This window comes from Lentilactobacillus sunkii DSM 19904 (genome assembly GCF_001435575.1).
Lineage (GTDB): Bacteria > Bacillota > Bacilli > Lactobacillales > Lactobacillaceae > Lentilactobacillus > Lentilactobacillus sunkii.
In genome coordinates this window covers 1-19,596 of sequence record NZ_AZEA01000014.1, presented here as the reverse complement: position 1 = coordinate 19,596, position 19,596 = coordinate 1, and the positions used below count along the sequence as shown (strand labels likewise).

19 protein-coding genes are annotated in these 19,596 nt (G+C 41.9%); 18 read left to right on the top strand and 1 reads right to left on the bottom strand.

Features of this window, described 5'->3' with window-relative positions; genetic code table 11:
* Position 1 precedes the first annotated feature (1 nt).
* The 6 genes from FD17_RS08615 (at position 2) to FD17_RS08590 (ending at position 5,924) form a co-directional block, all read left to right on the top strand.
* The gene (locus FD17_RS08615) at positions 2-649 is read left to right on the top strand and encodes a LysM peptidoglycan-binding domain-containing protein (protein ID WP_057825639.1); all 648 of its coding nucleotides are present in this window, start codon (positions 2-4) and stop codon (positions 647-649) included.
* Between the two features lie 51 nt (positions 650-700).
* Positions 701-1,378: a (d)CMP kinase gene (cmk, locus tag FD17_RS08610; protein WP_057825637.1), complete on the top strand. Its 678-nt coding sequence runs from the start codon at positions 701-703 to the stop codon at positions 1,376-1,378.
* An 83-nt stretch (positions 1,379-1,461) separates the two neighbouring features.
* Positions 1,462-2,715 carry a 30S ribosomal protein S1 gene (rpsA, locus tag FD17_RS08605; protein ID WP_057825635.1) on the top strand — a complete coding sequence of 418 codons (1,254 nt, stop codon included), beginning with the start codon at positions 1,462-1,464 and terminating at the stop codon, positions 2,713-2,715.
* A 97-nt stretch (positions 2,716-2,812) separates the two neighbouring features.
* Positions 2,813-4,120 carry a ribosome biogenesis GTPase Der gene (der, locus tag FD17_RS08600; protein ID WP_057825632.1) on the top strand — a complete coding sequence of 436 codons (1,308 nt, stop codon included), beginning with the start codon at positions 2,813-2,815 and terminating at the stop codon, positions 4,118-4,120.
* 207 nt (positions 4,121-4,327) lie between these two features.
* Positions 4,328-4,603 (top strand): HU family DNA-binding protein, encoded by a 276-nt coding sequence (locus FD17_RS08595; RefSeq protein WP_013727856.1) that lies wholly within the window; start codon positions 4,328-4,330, stop codon positions 4,601-4,603.
* 67 nt (positions 4,604-4,670) lie between these two features.
* On the top strand, positions 4,671-5,924 hold the full coding sequence (locus FD17_RS08590; RefSeq protein ID WP_057825630.1) for a tetratricopeptide repeat protein: 1,254 nt from the start codon (positions 4,671-4,673) through the stop codon (positions 5,922-5,924).
* Between the two features lie 254 nt (positions 5,925-6,178).
* Here FD17_RS08590 and FD17_RS08585 read toward each other — a convergent pair whose 3' ends face one another.
* Positions 6,179-7,069 carry a YitT family protein gene (locus FD17_RS08585; protein ID WP_057825627.1) on the bottom strand — a complete coding sequence of 297 codons (891 nt, stop codon included), beginning with the start codon at positions 7,067-7,069 and terminating at the stop codon, positions 6,179-6,181.
* Between the two features lie 129 nt (positions 7,070-7,198).
* On the opposite strand from FD17_RS08585, the gene FD17_RS08580 reads away from it, so the two are divergent.
* From FD17_RS08580 to topA, 12 genes are all read left to right on the top strand, one after another.
* Positions 7,199-8,410: a CCA tRNA nucleotidyltransferase gene (locus tag FD17_RS08580; protein WP_057825626.1), complete on the top strand. Its 1,212-nt coding sequence runs from the start codon at positions 7,199-7,201 to the stop codon at positions 8,408-8,410.
* A 7-nt stretch (positions 8,411-8,417) separates the two neighbouring features.
* On the top strand, positions 8,418-10,337 hold the full coding sequence (locus FD17_RS08575) for an ABC-F family ATP-binding cassette domain-containing protein (protein ID WP_057825624.1): 1,920 nt from the start codon (positions 8,418-8,420) through the stop codon (positions 10,335-10,337).
* 34 nt (positions 10,338-10,371) lie between these two features.
* Positions 10,372-11,322 carry a thymidylate synthase gene (locus tag FD17_RS08570; RefSeq protein WP_057825622.1) on the top strand — a complete coding sequence of 317 codons (951 nt, stop codon included), beginning with the start codon at positions 10,372-10,374 and terminating at the stop codon, positions 11,320-11,322.
* A gap of 9 nt (positions 11,323-11,331) precedes the next feature.
* Positions 11,332-11,823, top strand: a complete 492-nt coding sequence (locus FD17_RS08565; RefSeq protein WP_057825620.1) for a dihydrofolate reductase — start codon at positions 11,332-11,334, stop codon at positions 11,821-11,823.
* A gap of 94 nt (positions 11,824-11,917) precedes the next feature.
* Entirely contained in the window at positions 11,918-12,766 is an 849-nt protein-coding gene (locus FD17_RS08560) for a DegV family protein (RefSeq protein WP_057825618.1), read from the top strand.
* Between the two features lie 94 nt (positions 12,767-12,860).
* Positions 12,861-13,784 (top strand): GDSL-type esterase/lipase family protein, encoded by a 924-nt coding sequence (locus FD17_RS08555; RefSeq protein WP_057825700.1) that lies wholly within the window; start codon positions 12,861-12,863, stop codon positions 13,782-13,784.
* A 6-nt stretch (positions 13,785-13,790) separates the two neighbouring features.
* Positions 13,791-14,408, top strand: coding sequence for a YpmS family protein (locus FD17_RS08550; protein ID WP_057825616.1), 618 nt, complete (start codon positions 13,791-13,793; stop codon positions 14,406-14,408).
* On the top strand, positions 14,404-14,628 hold the full coding sequence (locus FD17_RS08545) for a YozE family protein (protein ID WP_176744946.1): 225 nt from the start codon (positions 14,404-14,406) through the stop codon (positions 14,626-14,628). The genes FD17_RS08550 and FD17_RS08545 overlap by 5 nt, the downstream gene beginning before the upstream one ends.
* A gap of 11 nt (positions 14,629-14,639) precedes the next feature.
* Positions 14,640-15,512, top strand: a complete 873-nt coding sequence (gene ylqF, locus FD17_RS08540) for a ribosome biogenesis GTPase YlqF (RefSeq protein ID WP_057825612.1) — start codon at positions 14,640-14,642, stop codon at positions 15,510-15,512.
* The gene (locus tag FD17_RS08535; protein ID WP_057825610.1) at positions 15,493-16,266 is read left to right on the top strand and encodes a ribonuclease HII; all 774 of its coding nucleotides are present in this window, start codon (positions 15,493-15,495) and stop codon (positions 16,264-16,266) included. The genes ylqF and FD17_RS08535 overlap by 20 nt, the downstream gene beginning before the upstream one ends.
* A 37-nt stretch (positions 16,267-16,303) precedes the next feature.
* Positions 16,304-17,188, top strand: a complete 885-nt coding sequence (gene dprA, locus FD17_RS08530; protein WP_057825609.1) for a DNA-processing protein DprA — start codon at positions 16,304-16,306, stop codon at positions 17,186-17,188.
* Between the two features lie 109 nt (positions 17,189-17,297).
* Positions 17,298-19,454 carry a type I DNA topoisomerase gene (gene topA, locus FD17_RS08525; RefSeq protein WP_057825607.1) on the top strand — a complete coding sequence of 719 codons (2,157 nt, stop codon included), beginning with the start codon at positions 17,298-17,300 and terminating at the stop codon, positions 19,452-19,454.
* The last annotated feature ends 142 nt before the right edge of the window (positions 19,455-19,596 follow it).

Below are 19,596 nucleotides of genomic sequence, written 5' to 3'. Positions count from 1 at the left end.
TATGAATTCGAACGATGAACATAAAAAGACTGACGAAGACCAGCCTTGGAATCAAACATTTTCTGAAGATCGTGATGAAAACGGAAATCTTTCACGAGTTAAACTTAGAAAACAAAGCCATAATCATCATCTGATCACCGTTATTTTGGCCGCTTTGATTATCTTGGTGGCAGTTGTTGCACTCGTTTGGGGGTTGGTCCGTCAGAGTGCGATGAGCAATGACTCCAAAAGCGCTGAATCATCATCTGTCAGGGTGGTTCGCCAAGATAACGCAAAAAAAAAATCGTCTTCAGCATCAAAGGCCAAGTCTAAACCGGCAAAAACCCAGTCATCTGTGAAGCGCAGTACCAAAAAGACTACCACTGAGCCTAAGAAAGCTACCAAGGCTCAATCCGCTGTAAAATCCAGTACGGCAAGTTCAACTCAAAGCTCACAGGCTGGTACAACAAGCCAATCCGGACAGACCGCCAATTCAACAAGCGGTCGGTCCACATCGACATCCGGTCATAAGTATGTGACCGTTCAGGCCGGTCAGGGGATGTTTCGGGTTGCATACAACAACGGTTTGACGACTGCTCAATTGATGCAGATGAATGGATTAACTTCCAGCTCGCAATTGTATCCTGGTCAGCGGCTGCGAGTAAAGTAGCAATAAGGATCATGTTCAAATTAAAAAATTTGTTAGGTAAGGAATGTTAGAATGCGAAAAAATGGATTACAAGTAGCAATCGATGGACCGGCATCAGCCGGCAAAAGTACCGTTGCCAAGTTGGTGGCTAAACAGTTCCACTATGTTTATTGTGATACAGGAGCAATGTATCGGGCCATCACATTAAAGGCAATTCGGGCCGGGGTGTCTTTTGATAACGTTGCTGAAATTGCAAAAATTGTTCACGCTTCAAGAATTACGTTTAAACCCGGTGACGATGGGCAAAAAGTCTTCATTGACGGTGAAGAAATCACCGAGGCGATTCGTCAAGAAGATGTCACTAATTCTGTTTCGGCAGTTGCAGCAATCGGGGATGTTCGAAAAGAATTGAGTGCGCAACAGCAGCAGATTGCCAAGGATGGCGGCATTGTGATGGACGGCAGAGATATTGGGACTTCTGTTCTTCCCAACGCCGAAGTCAAAATCTTTTTGATTGCCAGTGTTGAAGAGCGTGCCCAACGCCGGTACAAAGAAAACGTTCAAAAGGGAATTAATACCCCACTTGATGAGCTCCAGTTAGAAATTGAGGCCAGAGATTATAAAGATTCTCATAGAAAGATTTCCCCATTGACCAAGGCAAAAGACGCCGTAGAGATTGATACGACGTCACTTTCTATTGATGAAGTTGTTTCCAAAATTGCAAATGTGATAAATAAAACGTTGAAATAGCAACTAATTGTTCAATTGACTGGTAATATTGGTCAATTTAAGATAAAATTATGATTAGAGTTGTTTCAAGGAGGAATTGTTTGATGAGTGAAAATGCAAATAACGATAAAAATGATTTATTAAACGCTTTAAACAGCGTTAATGAAGTAAAGGTTGGCGATGTCGTCACTGGTGAAGTTTTGGCCAAAGATGACAGCCAACAATTGATTGTGGGTATTGAAGGTTCCGGTGTTGAAGGTGTTGTTCCACCACGTGAGCTTTCATCCGACCAAAATGTTGATGAAATCAAGCAGGGCGATAAGCTCAAGCTGGTTGTTACTTCCCGTATCGGAAGCGACAAGGAAGGCGGCAGTTTCCTGCTTTCATCAAAGCGTTTGGAAACTCGTAAAGTTTGGGACGAATTGGCTGAAAAGTCAAAGAATGATGAAACCATCACTGCTAAAGTCAGTCAAGCTGTTAAAGGCGGCTTGGTTGTTGATGCCGGTGTCCGTGGATTTGTTCCTGCTTCAATGATTTCCGACCATTATGTTGATGATTTAAATCAATTTAAAGGTCAAGAACTTGAATTAAAGATTATTGAAATTGATCCAGTTGAAAACCGTCTTATTTTATCTCATAAGGCAATCGTTCAAGCTGCAAAAGCTGAAGAACGTGAAAAATTAATGGAAACTCTTCATGAAGGCGATGTTGTTGAAGGAACTGTTGCTCGTTTGACCAGCTTCGGTGCATTTGTTGACCTTGGCGGTATGGACGGATTGGTTCATGTTTCTCAAATCGCTTACGAACGTGTTGACAAACCATCTGATGTTCTTAAAGTTGGCCAAACAGTTAAAGTTAAGGTCTTATCAGTTGATTTTGATCGTAACAGAATCTCACTTTCTATCAAACAAACTCTTCCAGAACCTTGGGACGGAATCGAAGAAAAAGCACCAGTTGGCAGTGTCCTTGAAGGTACTGTAAAACGCCTTGTTGATTTTGGTGCCTTTGTTGAAGTGTTCCCCGGTGTTGAGGGCTTAGTTCATATTTCTCAAATCGCTCACGAACACATTGACACACCTGCTGATGTCTTGAAGGTCGGTGAGAAGATCAAGGTTAAGGTTCTTGATGTTGATACTGACAGAAAGCGTTTGGCATTATCTATTAAAGCTTTGACTGATGCTCCTGAAGAAGAAGACAAGCCAAAGAAGTCAAACAAACGACCATCACGGCCATCACGTCAATCTTATAATCGTCCAATCAGTAACGCTCCGGAAGAAGAAACCGGCTTTACTTTGGGTGACATCATTGGTGACGAATTGAAGAAATCCGGCAACAATGACGATGATGATAACAAATAATCAATATTTTTAAATCATGAAAAGGGGCTGGAAACAAAACGCAAGTTTTGTCCCAGCTCCTTTCTTTCTGAATTAACTTAGCAAAGGAGGGATTTATATGGCATTACCAACAGTTGCATTTATCGGCCGCCCCAACGTAGGAAAATCGACCATCTTTAATCGAATTGCCGGTGATCGAATTTCAATCGTTGAAGATACACCAGGTGTGACGCGTGATCGAATTTATTCTCACGGTGAATGGTTAGCTACTAAATTTGCCATGATCGATACCGGTGGTATTCAAATCAGTGACGCACCTTTTGCCACTCAAATTAAGAGTCAAGCTGAGATTGCCATTGATGAGGCTGATGTGATTGTCTTTATCGTAAGTGGTAAGGAAGGTGTCACGGCTGAGGATGAACAGGTTGCCAAAATCTTATATCGAAGTGACAAACCGGTTGTTTTAGCTGTTAACAAAGTTGATAATCCTGAAAGTCGGGAAGATATCTATGAGTTCTACTCATTAGGTTTTGGTGATCCGATGCCAATTTCCGGTGTTCATGGGCTTGGATTGGGCGATTTGCTTGATAAAGTTGTCGAGAAATTTCCAAAGATGGATGAATCAACTGATAATGATGACATTCGTTTCAGTATTATTGGCCGTCCCAACGTTGGAAAATCTTCGCTGGTTAACGCAATTCTTGGCGAAGACCGGGTAATTGTTTCCGACATTGCCGGAACCACTAGAGATGCGATTGATACGCGATTTGAAGCGGATGGAATCAAATTCACAATGGTTGATACTGCCGGAATTCGAAAGCGTGGCAAGGTATACGAAAATACCGAGCGTTATAGCGTTATGCGGGCAATGAAGGCCATTGATCAAAGTGATGTTATTTTGTTTGTCATGAACGCCGAAGAAGGGATTCGTGAGCAGGATAAAAAAGTTGCCGGATATGCTCATGAGGCAGGCAAAGCCATTATCACTGTTGTTAACAAGTGGGATACTTTAAAGAAGACCAATCATACCCAGCAGGACTTCGAGACGCTGATTCGCAATGAGTTCCAATACATGGCTTATTCGCCGATTATCTTTGTTTCGGCAGTCACCAAGCAGCGAATCGAGAAACTGCCTGCTCTCATTAAGCAGGTTTACGATAATCATGAGAAACGGGTTCAATCATCTGCTCTTAACGATGTCATTATGGATGCCGTTGCAGTCCATCCAACACCGACAGTCAACGGTAAAAGACTACGGATTTATTATGCGACCCAAGTTAAATCTGGACCGCCGACTTTTGTGGTTTTTGTTAACAATCCGGACTTGATGCATTTTTCATATGTCAGGTTCCTTGAAAACCAGATCCGTGATAATTTTGACTTCACCGGGACTCCAATTAGAATCATCAAAAGAAGCCGGAAATAGCCGAAAAATGGCTGATTTTTAACAAAATCTTGATTTTTCGGGCTTTATCGGGACTAAATTGGCCAAAAGCATTGCAATAACAGCATTCTTATGCTATCTTTGAAAAAGAAATGATGCTACGAAAGGCGTTGTTTTAGCATTCCGGATTTGTAAGAATTCGACTTGCAATGTTTTACATACCTATCTTTGAGGGAGGTGAATACACTCATGGCAAATAAAGCAGAATTAGTAACCAATGTTGCTGCTGCAACTGGTTTAACTAAAAAAGACGCTACATCAGCTGTGGATGCAGTATTTGAATCAATCCAAGCTAGTTTAGCAAAAGGTGACAAGGTTCAATTAATCGGTTTCGGTAACTTTGAAGTACGTCAACGTGCCGCTCGTAAGGGCCGTAACCCACAAACAGGTCAAGAAATTCAAATTCCTGCAAGCAAGGTACCAGCTTTCAAACCTGGTAAGGCGCTCAAGGATGCTGTTAAATAGTATTCATCTGTTAAGCCAGAACGGCATTTGTCGGGCTGGCTTTTTTTATACACTTTGGAGGACAAATATGAGCTATTCAAAAACTGCTTTAGATCAACTCGAAGGCGGCCAAATCGACGATTTCAAGAAATCATTTCAATCCGCGTTGGACAATGATTCTGATGATTTGCTGTATTCGCTGGCTGAAGAGTTGTATTCACTTGGATTTTCCAATTACTCAAATACTATTTACGAAAAGTTATTTAAAAAATATCCTGATGACGATGGCTTAAAAATCAACTTGGCCGAGTTGGCGATTGATGACGACAAGGATGACCAAGCATTGAACTATTTGTCACAGGTATCAAAACAATCTGATGAATATGTCCGTTCTTTGATGGTAGCAGCCGATTTGTATCAAACCCAGGGTATGTTCGAAATCAGTGAGCAAAAGCTCTTAGAGGCGCAAAAGTTGGCCCCTGATGAGGATGTGATCAAGTTTGCTCTGGCCGAATTTTATTTCACGACAAGAAACTACAGAAAAGCGATCAATTTGTATTTAGCTCTGATCACGTCCGGCACTTTGGAGATGTCATCGGTTAATCTCGTTGAACGGCTAGGTGTTTCCTACGCTGAAATTGGTAAATTTGAACAGGCGCTTGGATATTTGGAACAGATTAAGCCAATCAATATGAACAGTGATGTTAAATTTGAACTGGCATTTACGTATTTCAACTTGAAAGAATATCAAAAGGCCATCAAAGCATTTGAAGACCTGCGTGATTCCGATCCCCAGTACAGCTCACTTTATCCATACCTGGCTGATTCCTACGTTAACTTGAAACGGGTGGATGAAGCACTCAAGGCAATTCAAGAAGGAATTTCCATTGATCAGTTCAATGAAAAAATCTGGCAGAAAGCCGGTCAGATTGCATTAATGGCCAACGAAGACGAGCTGTCTTTGAAATATCTTCAAAAAGGCCATGAAATCGCTCCTGACGACATGGAGATACTGACCCTACTATCTGACTGGTACGTGTCCCACGAACGTTACAGCGACAATCTGACGCTTCTAGAAGGGGTATTTGAAGACCATGTCGTTGATGCGCACTTGGCATACAACTTGGCCATCTCATATCAAAACACCGGCGACATCAAAAAAGCAGCCAAGAATTACGAATTGGCTGCCAACGAATTATCGGATAATCCGGATTTCTTGAAGCATGCGACATTGTTCTATCGGGAAGCTGGGAAACCGGACGAAGAACGGAAATATCTGAAAAAATATTTGGATATTGTGCCTGGTGACATTGAAATGGAAGCAATGTGGGATGAATTTTGATGGGTAACATTGTTGATTAACTCAATGTCTATAACAAGTTAACAAAAGAAAAAGGGGGCTGGGACAAAAGTGTAAACTTTTGCCTCAGCCTCATTTTTGGTGGTGCCATTATTACTTAGCAAAAACGTGCTCAAATCGGCTGATCCCGGCCATTTAAGGGAATACACCAACCATTCCAGAACCGGGAATAATTGATGTATTCCCTTAAATTCTGGGATCAAAGCGCCTTTTTTCCCACTCTCAATTACATAGCATTATAAAATTTTAAACCGTTTAGGTCGCTTATATGTGAAGCCCTCACCAATAGCTTCGTTGACTTCAATAATTGAAATAAACGCTTCTTCATCGATTGACTCGACTAATTTTTTCAGGGTATGCAATTCACTTGGTGAAACCACACAGTAAACAATTTGCTTTGATTTGTGGGAATAACCACCCTCAGCATTTAAGAAGGTGACCCCACGGCTCAATTCAGTTTGAATGGCATTTGAAATCTTTTCGGACTCGTTACTAATGATTAAAATCCCCCGAGCAGTATATGCGCCCCGTTGGGTAAAGTTGACAATCATTGAGAAAATCCACACGTAAATTAACGTGTATGCCATCTGGCGCACATTTAAATAAATAAGTGATGACAGCAAGACAGCCACATCAATAGTTAGAAGGGTTTGCCCCATTTGGACGCCCTTAAACCGTTCGAACAGTCGGGCAACGATATCAACCCCCCCGGTGGTGCCGCCAAATCGGTAAACAATCCCACAACCAAATCCGCCGAATAAGCCGGCACCAATCGCCGAAAGCAGGAGGTCGTGGTCGATATTGATGACAATTGGGACCCGCTGCCAAATCCACAGAAAGATTGCTAATGCAATGGTCCCGTACAACGTATAAAACATGTCCTTTTTACCTAAGTACCGGTAACCGATCACAAATAACGGAATGTTAACCAGAATTGTTGAATAGGCGGGATCAATATGAAATAATGCCCTTAAAATCAGTGTAATACCGGTAACACCACCATCAGCCAAATGATTATAAATGTTAAAGAAGACAATTCCGAATGAGTAAATTGCTGTGCCGGCTGCGATTACCAGCAGGTCGACAAGCGAAATGTCAATTTTAAATCGGCTTTCTTTTTTAGCCATTGTTTTTCCTCCCTGAATGATCTGACAACTTATCATAGCAATTCTAGTTCAAGATTGGCAATCATTTCACCGTTCTTTTTGTTTCATCGAAAATTTCTGTTAAAATTACAACAGGATAAATATAAATGGATGGCGATTAATGTGCGGATGGTAGAGATTCCAAAAGAGTTTCACGAAGCATTACCAATTTTACAGAAAATTGAATCAGCAGGGTACGAAGCTTATTTTGTTGGCGGTTCAGTCAGAGACACAATTTTACAACGACCAATTCATGATGTTGATATTGCCACGAGTGCCTATCCAAGTGAAGTTAAGTCTCTTTTTAAGAGGACGGTCGACACTGGCATCGAACACGGTACAGTTATGATTCTGGATCATGGAACCGGGTATGAAGTGACGACTTTTCGGACTGAATCCGGGTATCAGGATTATCGGCGTCCCGATAAAGTGACGTTTGTGCGATCATTAAAAGAAGACCTCAAGCGTCGTGACTTTACAATCAATGCCCTGGCACTTTCTGAAAATGGCCAGATAACCGACCTGTTTGGCGGTCTGGATGACATGAAAAAGCGGATTATCCGCGCAGTTGGTGATCCCAACGAACGGTTTAATGAAGATGCGTTGAGAATGATGCGGGCAGTCAGATTTGCCAGTCAGTTGGACTTTCGTATTGAAAATGCCACCTTGGCTGGTATTCGCCGACACAGCGAGCTTTTGGAAAAGATTGCCGTGGAACGTTCACATACCGAATTTGTCAAGATGATGCTGGGAGTAGACGCTGAAAATGGATTAAACATTATGCTCGAAACCAATTTGTATCAGCATGTTCCCGTATTGGGTAATTATCTTCCACAGTTAAAGGCAATCGTTGCCAGTAAATTTCAGCTCACCAATGAAGTTCAGGTATGGTCACTGTTATCATTTAAATTCGGCTTTTCGGCCAGCCAAATTTCGACTTTTTTAAAAAAGTGGAAGACTGCCAATAAGATAATCAATGATGTTATACTTACCACTGAATTACTTTTCTCAATTGCCAGAGGCGAAGTTTCCAATTCAATCCTGTATCATGCGGGTGCTGAAAATGTTGACAATGCGGTCGTCATAACTGCAGATTCAACGAAAACTTCTGGGTTGAAAGAAAGGTACAACAACCTGCCGATCAAAAACAAGAAACAGTTGCAGATAACCGGCGGTGAGCTTATTAAACGTGGTGTATTAAAACCCAGTCCACAACTTGGAAAAGTTTTGGATACACTTGAACATAATGTCGTTGCCGGGACAATTCCTAACCAACAAGAAAAACTTGTTAAAGCAGCGATTAACTTTCTAAATGAGGACTGATAACTGAATGGAAACAATGCGTGTTGAAAACTTAGCAAAAACGTATGGTGAAAAAACGTTGTTTGATAAGCTGAATTTTATTATCAATGAACATGACCGAATTGGTTTGATTGGGACAAATGGAACCGGTAAGACTTCTTTGTTGAATGCAATTGCCGGAATCGATCAGGATTCAACCGGTGACATTATTACGTCAAAGTCTTATACAATTGGTTATTTAAAGCAGGATCCGGAACTCGATGACAATTTGTCTATCATGGATGCCGTTTTTTCTGGCTCCCAAGATGTCTACAGAACTATCCGCAATTATGAAGCAGCCTTGAAAGAATATTCGACTCATCCCGAAGACGCCGATGCTGCCAAACGGTACACCAAGGCAGAAGCCCGAATGAACGAGGAAGACGCTTGGAATGCGCAAAATGATGTTAAAACCATTTTGACTCAGTTGAAAATCACCGATTATAATCAGAAAATTTCTGAGTTGTCAGGTGGTCAGCGTCGCCGGGTTGGTCTTGCACAGGTCTTGATTCAAGCGCCAAACTTGCTTTTACTGGATGAGCCGACCAATCATTTGGATTTTGATTCCATTGATTGGCTGGAAAATTACTTAGCCGCATATAAGGGCTCTTTGATTGTGGTCACTCATGATCGATACTTTTTGGATCATGTTGCCAATAAGATTTGGGAATTGTCGTTTGGTAAACTTTACCAGTATGAAGGCAATTACCAGGATTATGTCCAGCAAAAAGCAACCCGGGTTCAAGGAGAAATTCAATCCGAGCACAAAACCCAACAGCTCTATAAACAAGAGTTGGCATGGATGAAGACTGGGGCCAAAGCCCGTTCAACCAAACAACAGGCCAGGATTAACCGATTTAACGATTTGAAGGAAAATGTCGGTACGCTGCAGCTTGATCAGGATGTCAATATTTCACTTGGCCAAACAAGGTTGGGCAAAGAAGTTCTGAAAATGAAAGATGCCAATCTCACGATCGATGGTAAGACGATTCTCAAAGATTTTAACATTTTGGTTCAGCCAAATGAACGAATTGGAATTAGTGGTGAGAACGGTGCCGGCAAAACCAGTCTCCTTAACGTCATTGCCGGCAGACTCAAGTTGGACTCAGGCATCATCAAAGTCGGTGAAACGGTTAAGATTGCATATTATACCCAGTTAACCGAACCAATTCCAGAAGACAAACGGGTAATCAGCTATTTAAGCGAAATTGGGCAGCAAGTGACTGATAATACCGGTACCAAGATCAGCGTGGCGGAATTGCTGGAAGAATTTTTGTTCCCGCGATTTATGCACGGTACTCTGATTCGCAAACTTTCCGGTGGCGAGAAACGCCGCTTATACCTGTTGAAACTCTTGATGCAGCAACCCAATGTTCTTTTGCTGGATGAGCCGACCAACGATTTGGATATTGCAACCTTGACGGTTTTGGAGGATTATATTTCCAAGTTCCAAGGAACTGTGATTACCGTTTCCCATGACCGTTATTTCTTGGATAAGGTCGCCGATAGGCTGCTGATTTTCCAAGGTAATGGCGTGATTGACGAACATCGGGGTCGGTTCACCGATTATCTGGCTTCGCTGAAAAAATCACCAAAGCAGGCTCAGAAACCTGTTAAGCGTTCAGCAGAAACCAAAGATACACAGGCAGATTCAGCAAATGATTCAAAATCTACTGAATCCAACTCAAAGAAGAAATTGACCTATTCGGAAAAAATTGAGTATGATCATATCGAAGATGATATCGAAAAGCTCGAATCACAAGTGGAAGATATTGATAAACAGATGCAAAGTAACGGTTCAGATTATGATAAGCTCGCTGATCTTCAGGATCAAAAGGATAAACTTTCTGCAGAAGCCGATAAAAAAATGAAGCGGTGGGAATATTTGAGTGAGTACGCTGAATCGTAATGTGAATGAAGTTTCTTTAAAAAGGAGAATGACTATGTTAGAAGATGCCTATCTAGACCTTGCTCGTTATGTTTTGGAAAATGGTCATAAAAAGACTGACAGAACCCATACTGGAACAATCAGTATATTTGGATATCAAATGAGATTTGATCTGTCGAAAGGTTTTCCGTTGTTAACCACTAAAAAAGTGCCTTTCGGATTGATCAAAAGTGAGTTGTTATGGTTCTTGAAGGGTGATACCAATATTCAATTCCTGCTTAAGCACAAAAATCATATTTGGGATGAGTGGGCTTTTGAAAAGTTTGTTGATTCAAACGACTATACTGGGCCGGATATGACTGACTTTTCCCATCGTGCCCAAAAGGATCCAGAATTTAACAAAGTCTACCAGGAACAAAAGAAGCTGTTCTGCAACCGGATTGTCGAGGACGACGATTTTGCCAAGAAGTATGGTGATTTAGGTCTCGTTTATGGCAGCCAGTGGCGGGCATGGAAGACTTCTCAAGGCGGCACAATTGATCAAATTCAAAATGTCATTGATTTGATTAAGACTCATCCTGATTCAAGACGGATGATTGTTTCTGCCTGGAACCCTGAAGATGTGCCAACAATGGCACTGCCGCCCTGTCATACGCTTTTTCAATTTTACGTCAATGATGGCAAGTTGAGCTGTCAGCTGTATCAACGCTCAGGAGATATTTTCCTTGGCGTTCCGTACAACATTGCAAGTTATTCTCTGCTGACAGCCATGGTTGCCCGTGAGTGTGGTCTTGAACTCGGTGACTTTGTTCATACATTTGGGGATGCCCATATTTACCTCAACCATGTTGAGCAGGTTAAAGAGCTTTTGTCCCGGACACCTCGTCAGGCACCGCAGCTTTGGTTAAATCCTGAAAAGAAGCATCTGGATGAGTTTGATATGTCGGATATTAAGGTCAAAAATTACGATCCATATCCTGTTATCAAAGCACCAGTCGCTGTTTAGGAGGATACCATGCTATCTTTTATTTGGGCTGAAGACGCTAAAGGACTAATTGGCGCATCCGGACAATTGCCATGGCATCTTCCTGATGACATGCATTATTTTAAGCGAACGACAATGGGCAATACGATTATTTCCGGTTCACGGACATTTCGGAGCTATAACAGACCGTTACCCGGTCGTGAAAATATTGTCGTGTCCAGTCAGAAGAATTTTCCTGATGGTGTGCAGGTCATTTCATCCATCGAAAAATTGTGCGATCTGATCGAGCAGCATGCTGACAAAGAATATATCGTAACAGGTGGGGCAAATCTCTTCTCCCAATTATTATCACGGGTTGACCGACTTTACCGAACAAAAATCAATGCTGAATTTGACGGTGATACGTATATGCCGCCAATTGATTACTCATTATTCGACAAAGTTAAATCGATCCCGGGAGTGGTTGACGAAAAAAATAAATATCCACATACCTTTGAAGTTTTCGAAAGAAAAGATCACTAGTTGTAATTGGTTATGAATCTTCGCGCAAACTTTGATATAATTGTGTGTGGACTAATAATCAATTATCAATTTTGTAAAGAAACGAGTGGCGTAAATGGCAAAAGTAAAAATTGTGACTGATTCATCTGCTCAAATTACAGATGAAGAAGCCAAACAATATGATATTACAATTGTTCCATTAACTGTGATGATCGATGACACTTTGTATGTCGATCGAGATACAATCTCCAGTGAAACTTTTGTTCCGAAAATGCTTGCTTCACACGATTTACCAAAGACAAGTCAACCACCTGTCGGAAAATTTGTGGAAACATTCGATAAGTTGGGAGAAGATGGCAGTCAGGTACTTTGTTTGAATATGCTCGAAGCAATTAGCGGAACCGTCCATGCTGCTGAACAGGCGGCAACCCTTAGTAAATCTGACGTAACCGTTGTTGACAGTCAGAGTACCGATCGCGGCTTGGCTTTTCAGGTGATTGAAGCTGCCAAATCAGCTCAGCAGGGTGCGGACCTAAAAGCAATTTTGGCCAGAGTTGATAAAGTTCGAAGCAACACCAAGCTTTATTTGTGCGTCATGACGCTGGACAACATCGTTAAGGGCGGTCGATTACACCCAATTGCCGGCGCAATCACCAACTTTTTGAATATCAAATTGGGCCTTCAGGTAACTGATGGCAAACTTAAAATTATTTCTAAAGGTCGTGGCGATAAGTCACTTAAAAAGTTTTTCAATGGTATTATTGATGAAATGAAAAACACACCTTCCATCAAGTCAATTGGCATTTCATATGTCACTGAGACTGAAGTTTTAAAGGATACTGTGCAAAAGCTTAAGGCGGCGTTCCCTGATGTTTCATTTTTGGAGCGGGTTACTTCTCCGATCATTTCTACCCATACCGGAAAAGGTGCCTTTGCGTTGGTTTACTACAGTGATCCTGAATAATTTAACATTAGATATTGCTTGAAGGGGCGAGACAAAGCGGGTGTTTTGTTGTCACCCCTTTTGGATTTTATGGAGATATGAGGGGTTGTTTCCAGTGAGTAAAAATAAACATGTAAAACAAAAACGGCATTTTAATCGGTGGCTGTTTTTCTTGGTTGGGTTAGTCGTCGTTGGAGCAATGGCATTTGCCGGATTTCACTATTTCAACTCAAAATCGACCCTTCCACGAGAAGTTAAATTGACTGCGGTGGGTGATTCGCTGACCCAAGGTGTTGGTGATCCAACCGGCAAGGGGGGTTATACCCACTTGATCAGACAAAAGGTCAATGAACAAAATCCACAAGTCAGGATGTCGGTTGTCAATTACGGGATTTCTGGTGAAACTACCAACCAAATTAATCACCGGGTTATTCATTCAAAACGACTGCAGAGTAGTTTGCGTCATGCAAATGTCATTACAATCACGACTGGCGGCAATGATCTGTTGTCTTTTTTGAAAGCCAATGTGATGGGCAACAATCAAAAGCAGTTGAAACAACGGTTGACAACATATGGTGCTAATTATCAGACTCGGGTTGCCCGTTTATTCCGAAATATTCGGCAATTGAACCGTCAGGCACCAATTTTTGTTTTTGGCATTTACAATCCGGTTTATGTTTATTTCCCCCAAGTTGCTTATATTAACGAGGCGGTTACCCGTACCAATCAAATCACAAATAAAGTGATCAAACAGCAGCATGGGATGTACTTCGTTTCAATTAATAAGCAATTGACTGACGGCCAGTTTAAGACGACCAATTCAAGAAAAGTGTTGAAGAAAAAAGCGCTGCAGAGCATTATAAACGGCAATGACCATTCATCTTCTGATATTAATGAGTTGCTGGAGGGTCAGCCTGCTCAATCGAACAAATACCTATCAAATGATGATCACTTCCATCCAAATTTAAAGGGATATAAAATTATGACAAACCTGCTGTACAAACAAATGGCAGATCACATTAATTGGATAAAGGAGTAGCCTTGAATGAGAAACCCAGATAAAAATCATAAGAATAGAAATCCTTGGAAAACTGCTTTTATTTCGCTAATTGGTCTGCTGATACTTTTTGTGGCTGGCATGTTTTTGGCGGTTTCACTTTCCACTTCAGCCAGCAAAACAGTTGATTCGAAATCGACTAATACGTCACAGCCAATTTCTGCGACTATCAACAAAGCCCAGCTCAACCAGTTGTCAACCTACTACTTGGGCAAGCTTCAAAAAAACAGTGTCAATAAATACCACTTTGAAGTCGGGGATGAAGGAATTGTTTACGGTGCAATTCGCTTGTTGGGATCAAATGTAGACTATTCACTGACATTTGACCCCAAAGTAATGAAAAACGGCAACATTGAACTTCACGCAAATAAGCTGGCTCTGGGCAAATTTCCGGTTCCCATCAGCTTTGTCCTGATGTATGTGAAGCAAAATTATAAATTGCCAAAGTGGGTTCAGTTAATTCCAAAAGACAAGACAATCAAACTTGATATTATTCATATGAATGGCGACAATGGGATCAATTATCGGGCTCGGACGATTGATATGAAAGGCCAAGGCAAATTCGCCTTTGATATTCTTTTGCCGCAAGCAGATAAGGAGAATTAACATGCAAAAAACGTTCTATCAATTTTTAATGACCAAGCGTAATCCGGGAAGCAGTGATCCCGAAGCGGAGTTTGCCAATAATGCATTTTACGATCAATCCTTTCCAAAACAGGAAGATGAATTTGATGAACTATCCAAATATTTGGAAGAGAACGCTTCATACCTGCCCACCATGGAAATTTTTGATTCGGTGTGGAAGGAATATCAGGAAAGCTTTTAGGGAGTGAAATAATGGCAGTAACAATTCAGTGGTTTCCAGGTCATATGGCAAAAGCAATTCGGCAATTTGAAGAAAATCTTTCTTTAGTTGACGTTGTTTTCGAAGTGATTGATGCTCGGATTCCTTTAACATCACAGAATCCGGAAATTAAGCGGATCAGTGCCGACAAGCCACATCTGTTTATCATGACCAAGCGCGATTTAGCCGATCCCAAATTAACCAGTGCCTGGTTGGAATATTTTTCAGATCACAACCAACCGGCTATCGCCATAGATGCAAAGACCAAGTTTGGCGTCAATAATGTGATATCGGTTATTTCACCGCTTCTTCGAGAAAAGATCCAGCGAGAGCAGGATAAGGGAATGAAGAAACGGCCGATTAGAGCAATTAGCGTTGGCGTCCCAAATGTGGGCAAATCAACGGTCTTGAACCGATTGGTCAATCGACGGGCAGCCCAGGTCGGCAACCGTCCTGGTGTTACCAAAGGCCAACAATGGCTTAAATCAAGTGACAAGCTGGAATTGTTGGATACACCCGGTATCTTGTGGCCAAAGTTTGCCAGTCAGGAAGTTGCTGATAAGTTGGCTCTTACCGGTGCGATCAAGGAAAGCGTCTTCGCCAGCGATGATATTGCCCTGTATGGTCTGAAGCAATTTCGTCAGCTTAACCCTGACGGTCTGAAAGAACGTTATCACTTGAATGAAGAAGACTTAACCTTATCCGATGTTGATTTGTTATTGCAGATTACCAAAAGAGTCGGCATGAGAGATGATTATGAACGTGGGTCCAATCGAATTATTCAAGATTTTCGATCCGGCAAGATTGGGCATTATACCCTTGATGATCCAGAAATGGTGATGGATAATGAAAAGCCAAACGATTAGTGAAATTAAACAATTATTAGCTGGGATTGATGATTTGGATGATCCTCGGATCATAGAATTAACATCAGATCCCCGTAAAGGCGTTCAGCTTGCCGTTAAAGCTGCTGAAAGGCGGATTTCTAAGTATCGTGAGGCCGTTTCTCAATTTGAAAATCGTTTCAAATACGAACGGTCTTTTTGGCATAAGGGATTACAATACATTGCCGGTGTCGATGAAGTGGGTCGCGGACCGTTGGCAGGTCCAGTAGTTTCTGCGGCCGTTATTTTACCTCATGATTTTGACTTGATTGAGGTCAACGATTCCAAGCAGTTAACCCCGGCTACTCGGGCAAAACTAGCTCCAAAGATTCGTGAAGAAGCTATCAGCATCGGGATTGGGTCCGTGGACAATCTGGGGATTGATCAATTGAACATTTATCAAGCCACCAGAGTCGCGATGAAACAGGCGGTTGAGTCGTTGGATCCACAACCGGAGGAAATTATTGTCGATGCCATGCAAATTCCTGTTCCGATTGAACAAACCCGACTAATTAAGGGGGATGCCAAGAGTATCAGTGTCTCCGCTGCCAGCATTATTGCCAAGGTTTACCGGGATCACCTGATGGACGAATATGCCGAGCAATATCCTCAGTATGACTTTCCTCATAATGCGGGTTATGGTACAGCAAAGCATTTGGCCGCTCTCAAGGAGTTTGGTCCGACACCCATTCACCGAATGACTTTTTCACCAGTTGAAAAATTTAGCAGAAAATGAATAGTTTGACGTATATACTCTTAAAAGGATGAAGATAATGCTTTTAAGAGATTTTTTGTTACGGTTGCATTTATGCAAAGGAATTGGGATTGTTGGAAAGTCGCGAGTATATGAATGGTTGAAACAAATTCAGTGGCGAGATGATCAGATCCCGACACCGAGTTATCTGGCGGCAATTGCCAATCTTCATGGCCAGCACACCATCACTTTTACAGAAAATTATGAGCGGGTGATGCAAGACGATGAGTTCGTTGCCAAACTGGTTGATAACGAGAAGTGGATCTGCATCATTGATCCTGAATATCCGCTTCAACTCAGAGAATCTTATGCACCGCCCCTGGTTTTATTTTATCGTGGCCGATTACAGATTCTTAACCAGTGGCTTCTGGGGGTTGTTGGTGCCAGAGACTGTACCACATACTCGGTCGAAATTCTGAAACATTTGATTCCTGGAAGAGTTTCCAATACAATGACTATTGTGTCGGGCCTGGCAAAAGGGGTCGATACGCTGGCTCATCAATGTGCAATTGCCAACAATGGTTCAACAATTGGTGTGATTGGGACCGGGTTAGACATCTGCTACCCGTATTCCAACCAGCAGCTGCAAGGGATTATTTCAAAGGATCATTTGTTAATCAGTGAATATCCAAACCATACAAAGGGTTATCGGATCCATTTCCCGGAGCGTAACCGAATTATTGCCGGCTTGGCTCAAAGTGTGCTGGTTACCGAAGCAAAACAGCATTCCGGAAGTTTGATTACTGCCAATTTGGCACTTCAAAATAATCGGAATGTCCTTGCCGTCCCGGGAGCCATTACATCGCCGCTTTCGGTTGGTACCAATGAGTTAATCACCGCCGGGGCCAAACCTGTATTGAGTAATTTGGACATTTTGGAAGAATACATTCACATAGGTATTTAGACTTCTATCAGTTGACACTTCAAAATTCCTGCAATATGATGTGGTAGATTTGTAATAAAAATTCCTACAATAGTATAATTAAAAATAAGCAGTTTTGAGGGGAGAAAATATGGCAACTTCAACAACAACAAAACCAAAAGCCAAAAAAACAGCCAAAGCCAAAACTACGGCTAAGTCAAAAACAAGAGCCAAACGAAAATCACCAAAAAAGAATTTAGTTATTGTGGAGTCTCCGGCCAAAGCCAAGACCATCGAGAAATATCTTGGCCGTTCATATAAAGTGATGGCCAGCAAGGGACACGTTCGTGATCTGCCTAAGAGCAAGATGGGGGTCGACATTGACCACGACTACGAACCACACTATATTTCAATTCGTGGTAAAGGGGACACAATTAAAGAATTGCGTTCTGCAGCAAAAAAAGCCAAAAAAGTTTATCTTGCAGCCGATCCTGATCGCGAAGGTGAATCGATTGCTTGGCATTTACAGCATATTCTTGATTTGGATCCTAATGACGATAATCGAGTTGTCTTCAATGAAATTACCAAAGATGCCGTTAAAGAGTCATTCAAGCATCCCCGTAACGTTGACATGAATCTCGTTGACGCCCAACAGGCTCGCCGAATCTTAGATAGGTTGGTAGGATATTCAATTTCACCTTTGCTTTGGCAGAAGGTGAAGAAAGGGCTGAGTGCAGGACGAGTTCAGTCGATCGCACTTTGGTTGATCATTGAACGAGAAAATGCGATTAAAGACTTTACGCCCGAAGAGTATTGGTCAATTGATTCCGAGTTTAAAAAGGGCCGCAGCAAATTCAAAGCTTCGTTTTACGGTCTGAACGGTAAGAAAAAAGAATTGCCTAATAACGATGCCGTTCAAGATATCCTCAAACAGTTGGATCCAAAAGGCGACTTCGATATTACCAAAGTTACCCGTCGTGAACGCAAAAGACAGCCTCAACCACCATTTACCACCAGTACAATGCAACAGGAAGCCAACCGTAAGCTCAACTTCCGAACCCGAAAGACAATGATGGCTGCTCAACAGCTGTATGAAGGAATTAATATCGGTAAGGAAGGCAGTCAGGGATTGATTACCTATATGCGTACCGATTCAACCCGGATTTCTGTGATTGCCAAGCACGAAGCTTCCAAATTTCTTCATGAGGAATACGGTGCAGAATACGCAGCTACTAAGCCAATTAAAGGTAAATTACCCGAAGGTGCCCAGGATGCCCATGAGGCGATTCGACCAACATCGGTTTTCCGGACACCTGGCAGTTTGAAGAAATATCTAACCAGAGATCAATTTAGACTTTACCAAATGGTTTGGTCAAGATTTGTTGCCAGCCAGATGACACCGGCTATCATGGATACCATGGCAGTTACAATTGAGCAAAACAAAGTTATTTTCAAAGCAAACGGTTCAAAAATGAAGTTTGATGGTTTCTTGAAAGTATATGGTGACAGTAAAGAAAAGGACAATCTCTTACCTGATTTGGATACGGGGGATGTTGTTCAGTTGGTCAAGAATAATCCCGATCAACATTTTACCCAGCCACCTGCCCGATACAGTGAAGCAACACTGATCAAGGCACTTGAAGAAAAGGGCGTTGGCCGACCATCAACTTACTCACCCACAATTGATACCATTCAACGCAGGTATTACGTTAAGGAAGTCGGCAGACGTTTTGAACCGACTGAATTGGGTGAAATTGTTAACAAAATCATCGTTGAGTATTTCCCGGATGTGGTTAATATTGATTTCACCGCTAATCTGGAAGGTAAGCTGGATCAGGTTGAAGAAGGTAAAGAGAACTGGATCAAGCTAGTAGATACATTCTACAAGCCATTTTCAAACGAAGTCGAGTCGGCTACCAAAAATATGGAGAAAGTCCAAATTAAAGACGAACCAGCTGGGATTAACTGTGAAATCTGTGGTGCGCCAATGGTTGTCAAAATGGGCCGCTTCGGTAAATTCCACGCTTGTTCACGATTCCCCGAATGTCGAAATACGAAGCCAATCGTGAAGGAAATCGGTGTGATTTGTCCCAAGTGTCATGAAGGCCAAGTCATTGAACGAAAGTCACGAAAGAATCGAATTTTCTATGGATGTTCAAGATATCCAGACTGTGATTTTGTTTCATGGGATAAGCCAATCGGCCGTGATTGTCCAAAAGACGGTCACTTCTTAGTCGAAAAGAGGGTCAAGGGCGGAACCCAAGTCGTTTGTCCTAACGGCGATTATGAGGAACCGGCACAAAAATAAGAGCGTGTCGAAACCCGGTACATGCGGTTTCTAAGGGCACTTTGGTTGAAACCCTGGTTTTGGGTTTGAACTAAAGTGCCCTTAGAAGTTAGCATGTGGGTTGTCGAAACGCGTTTTCTACGTATAGTCAATATATATAGAG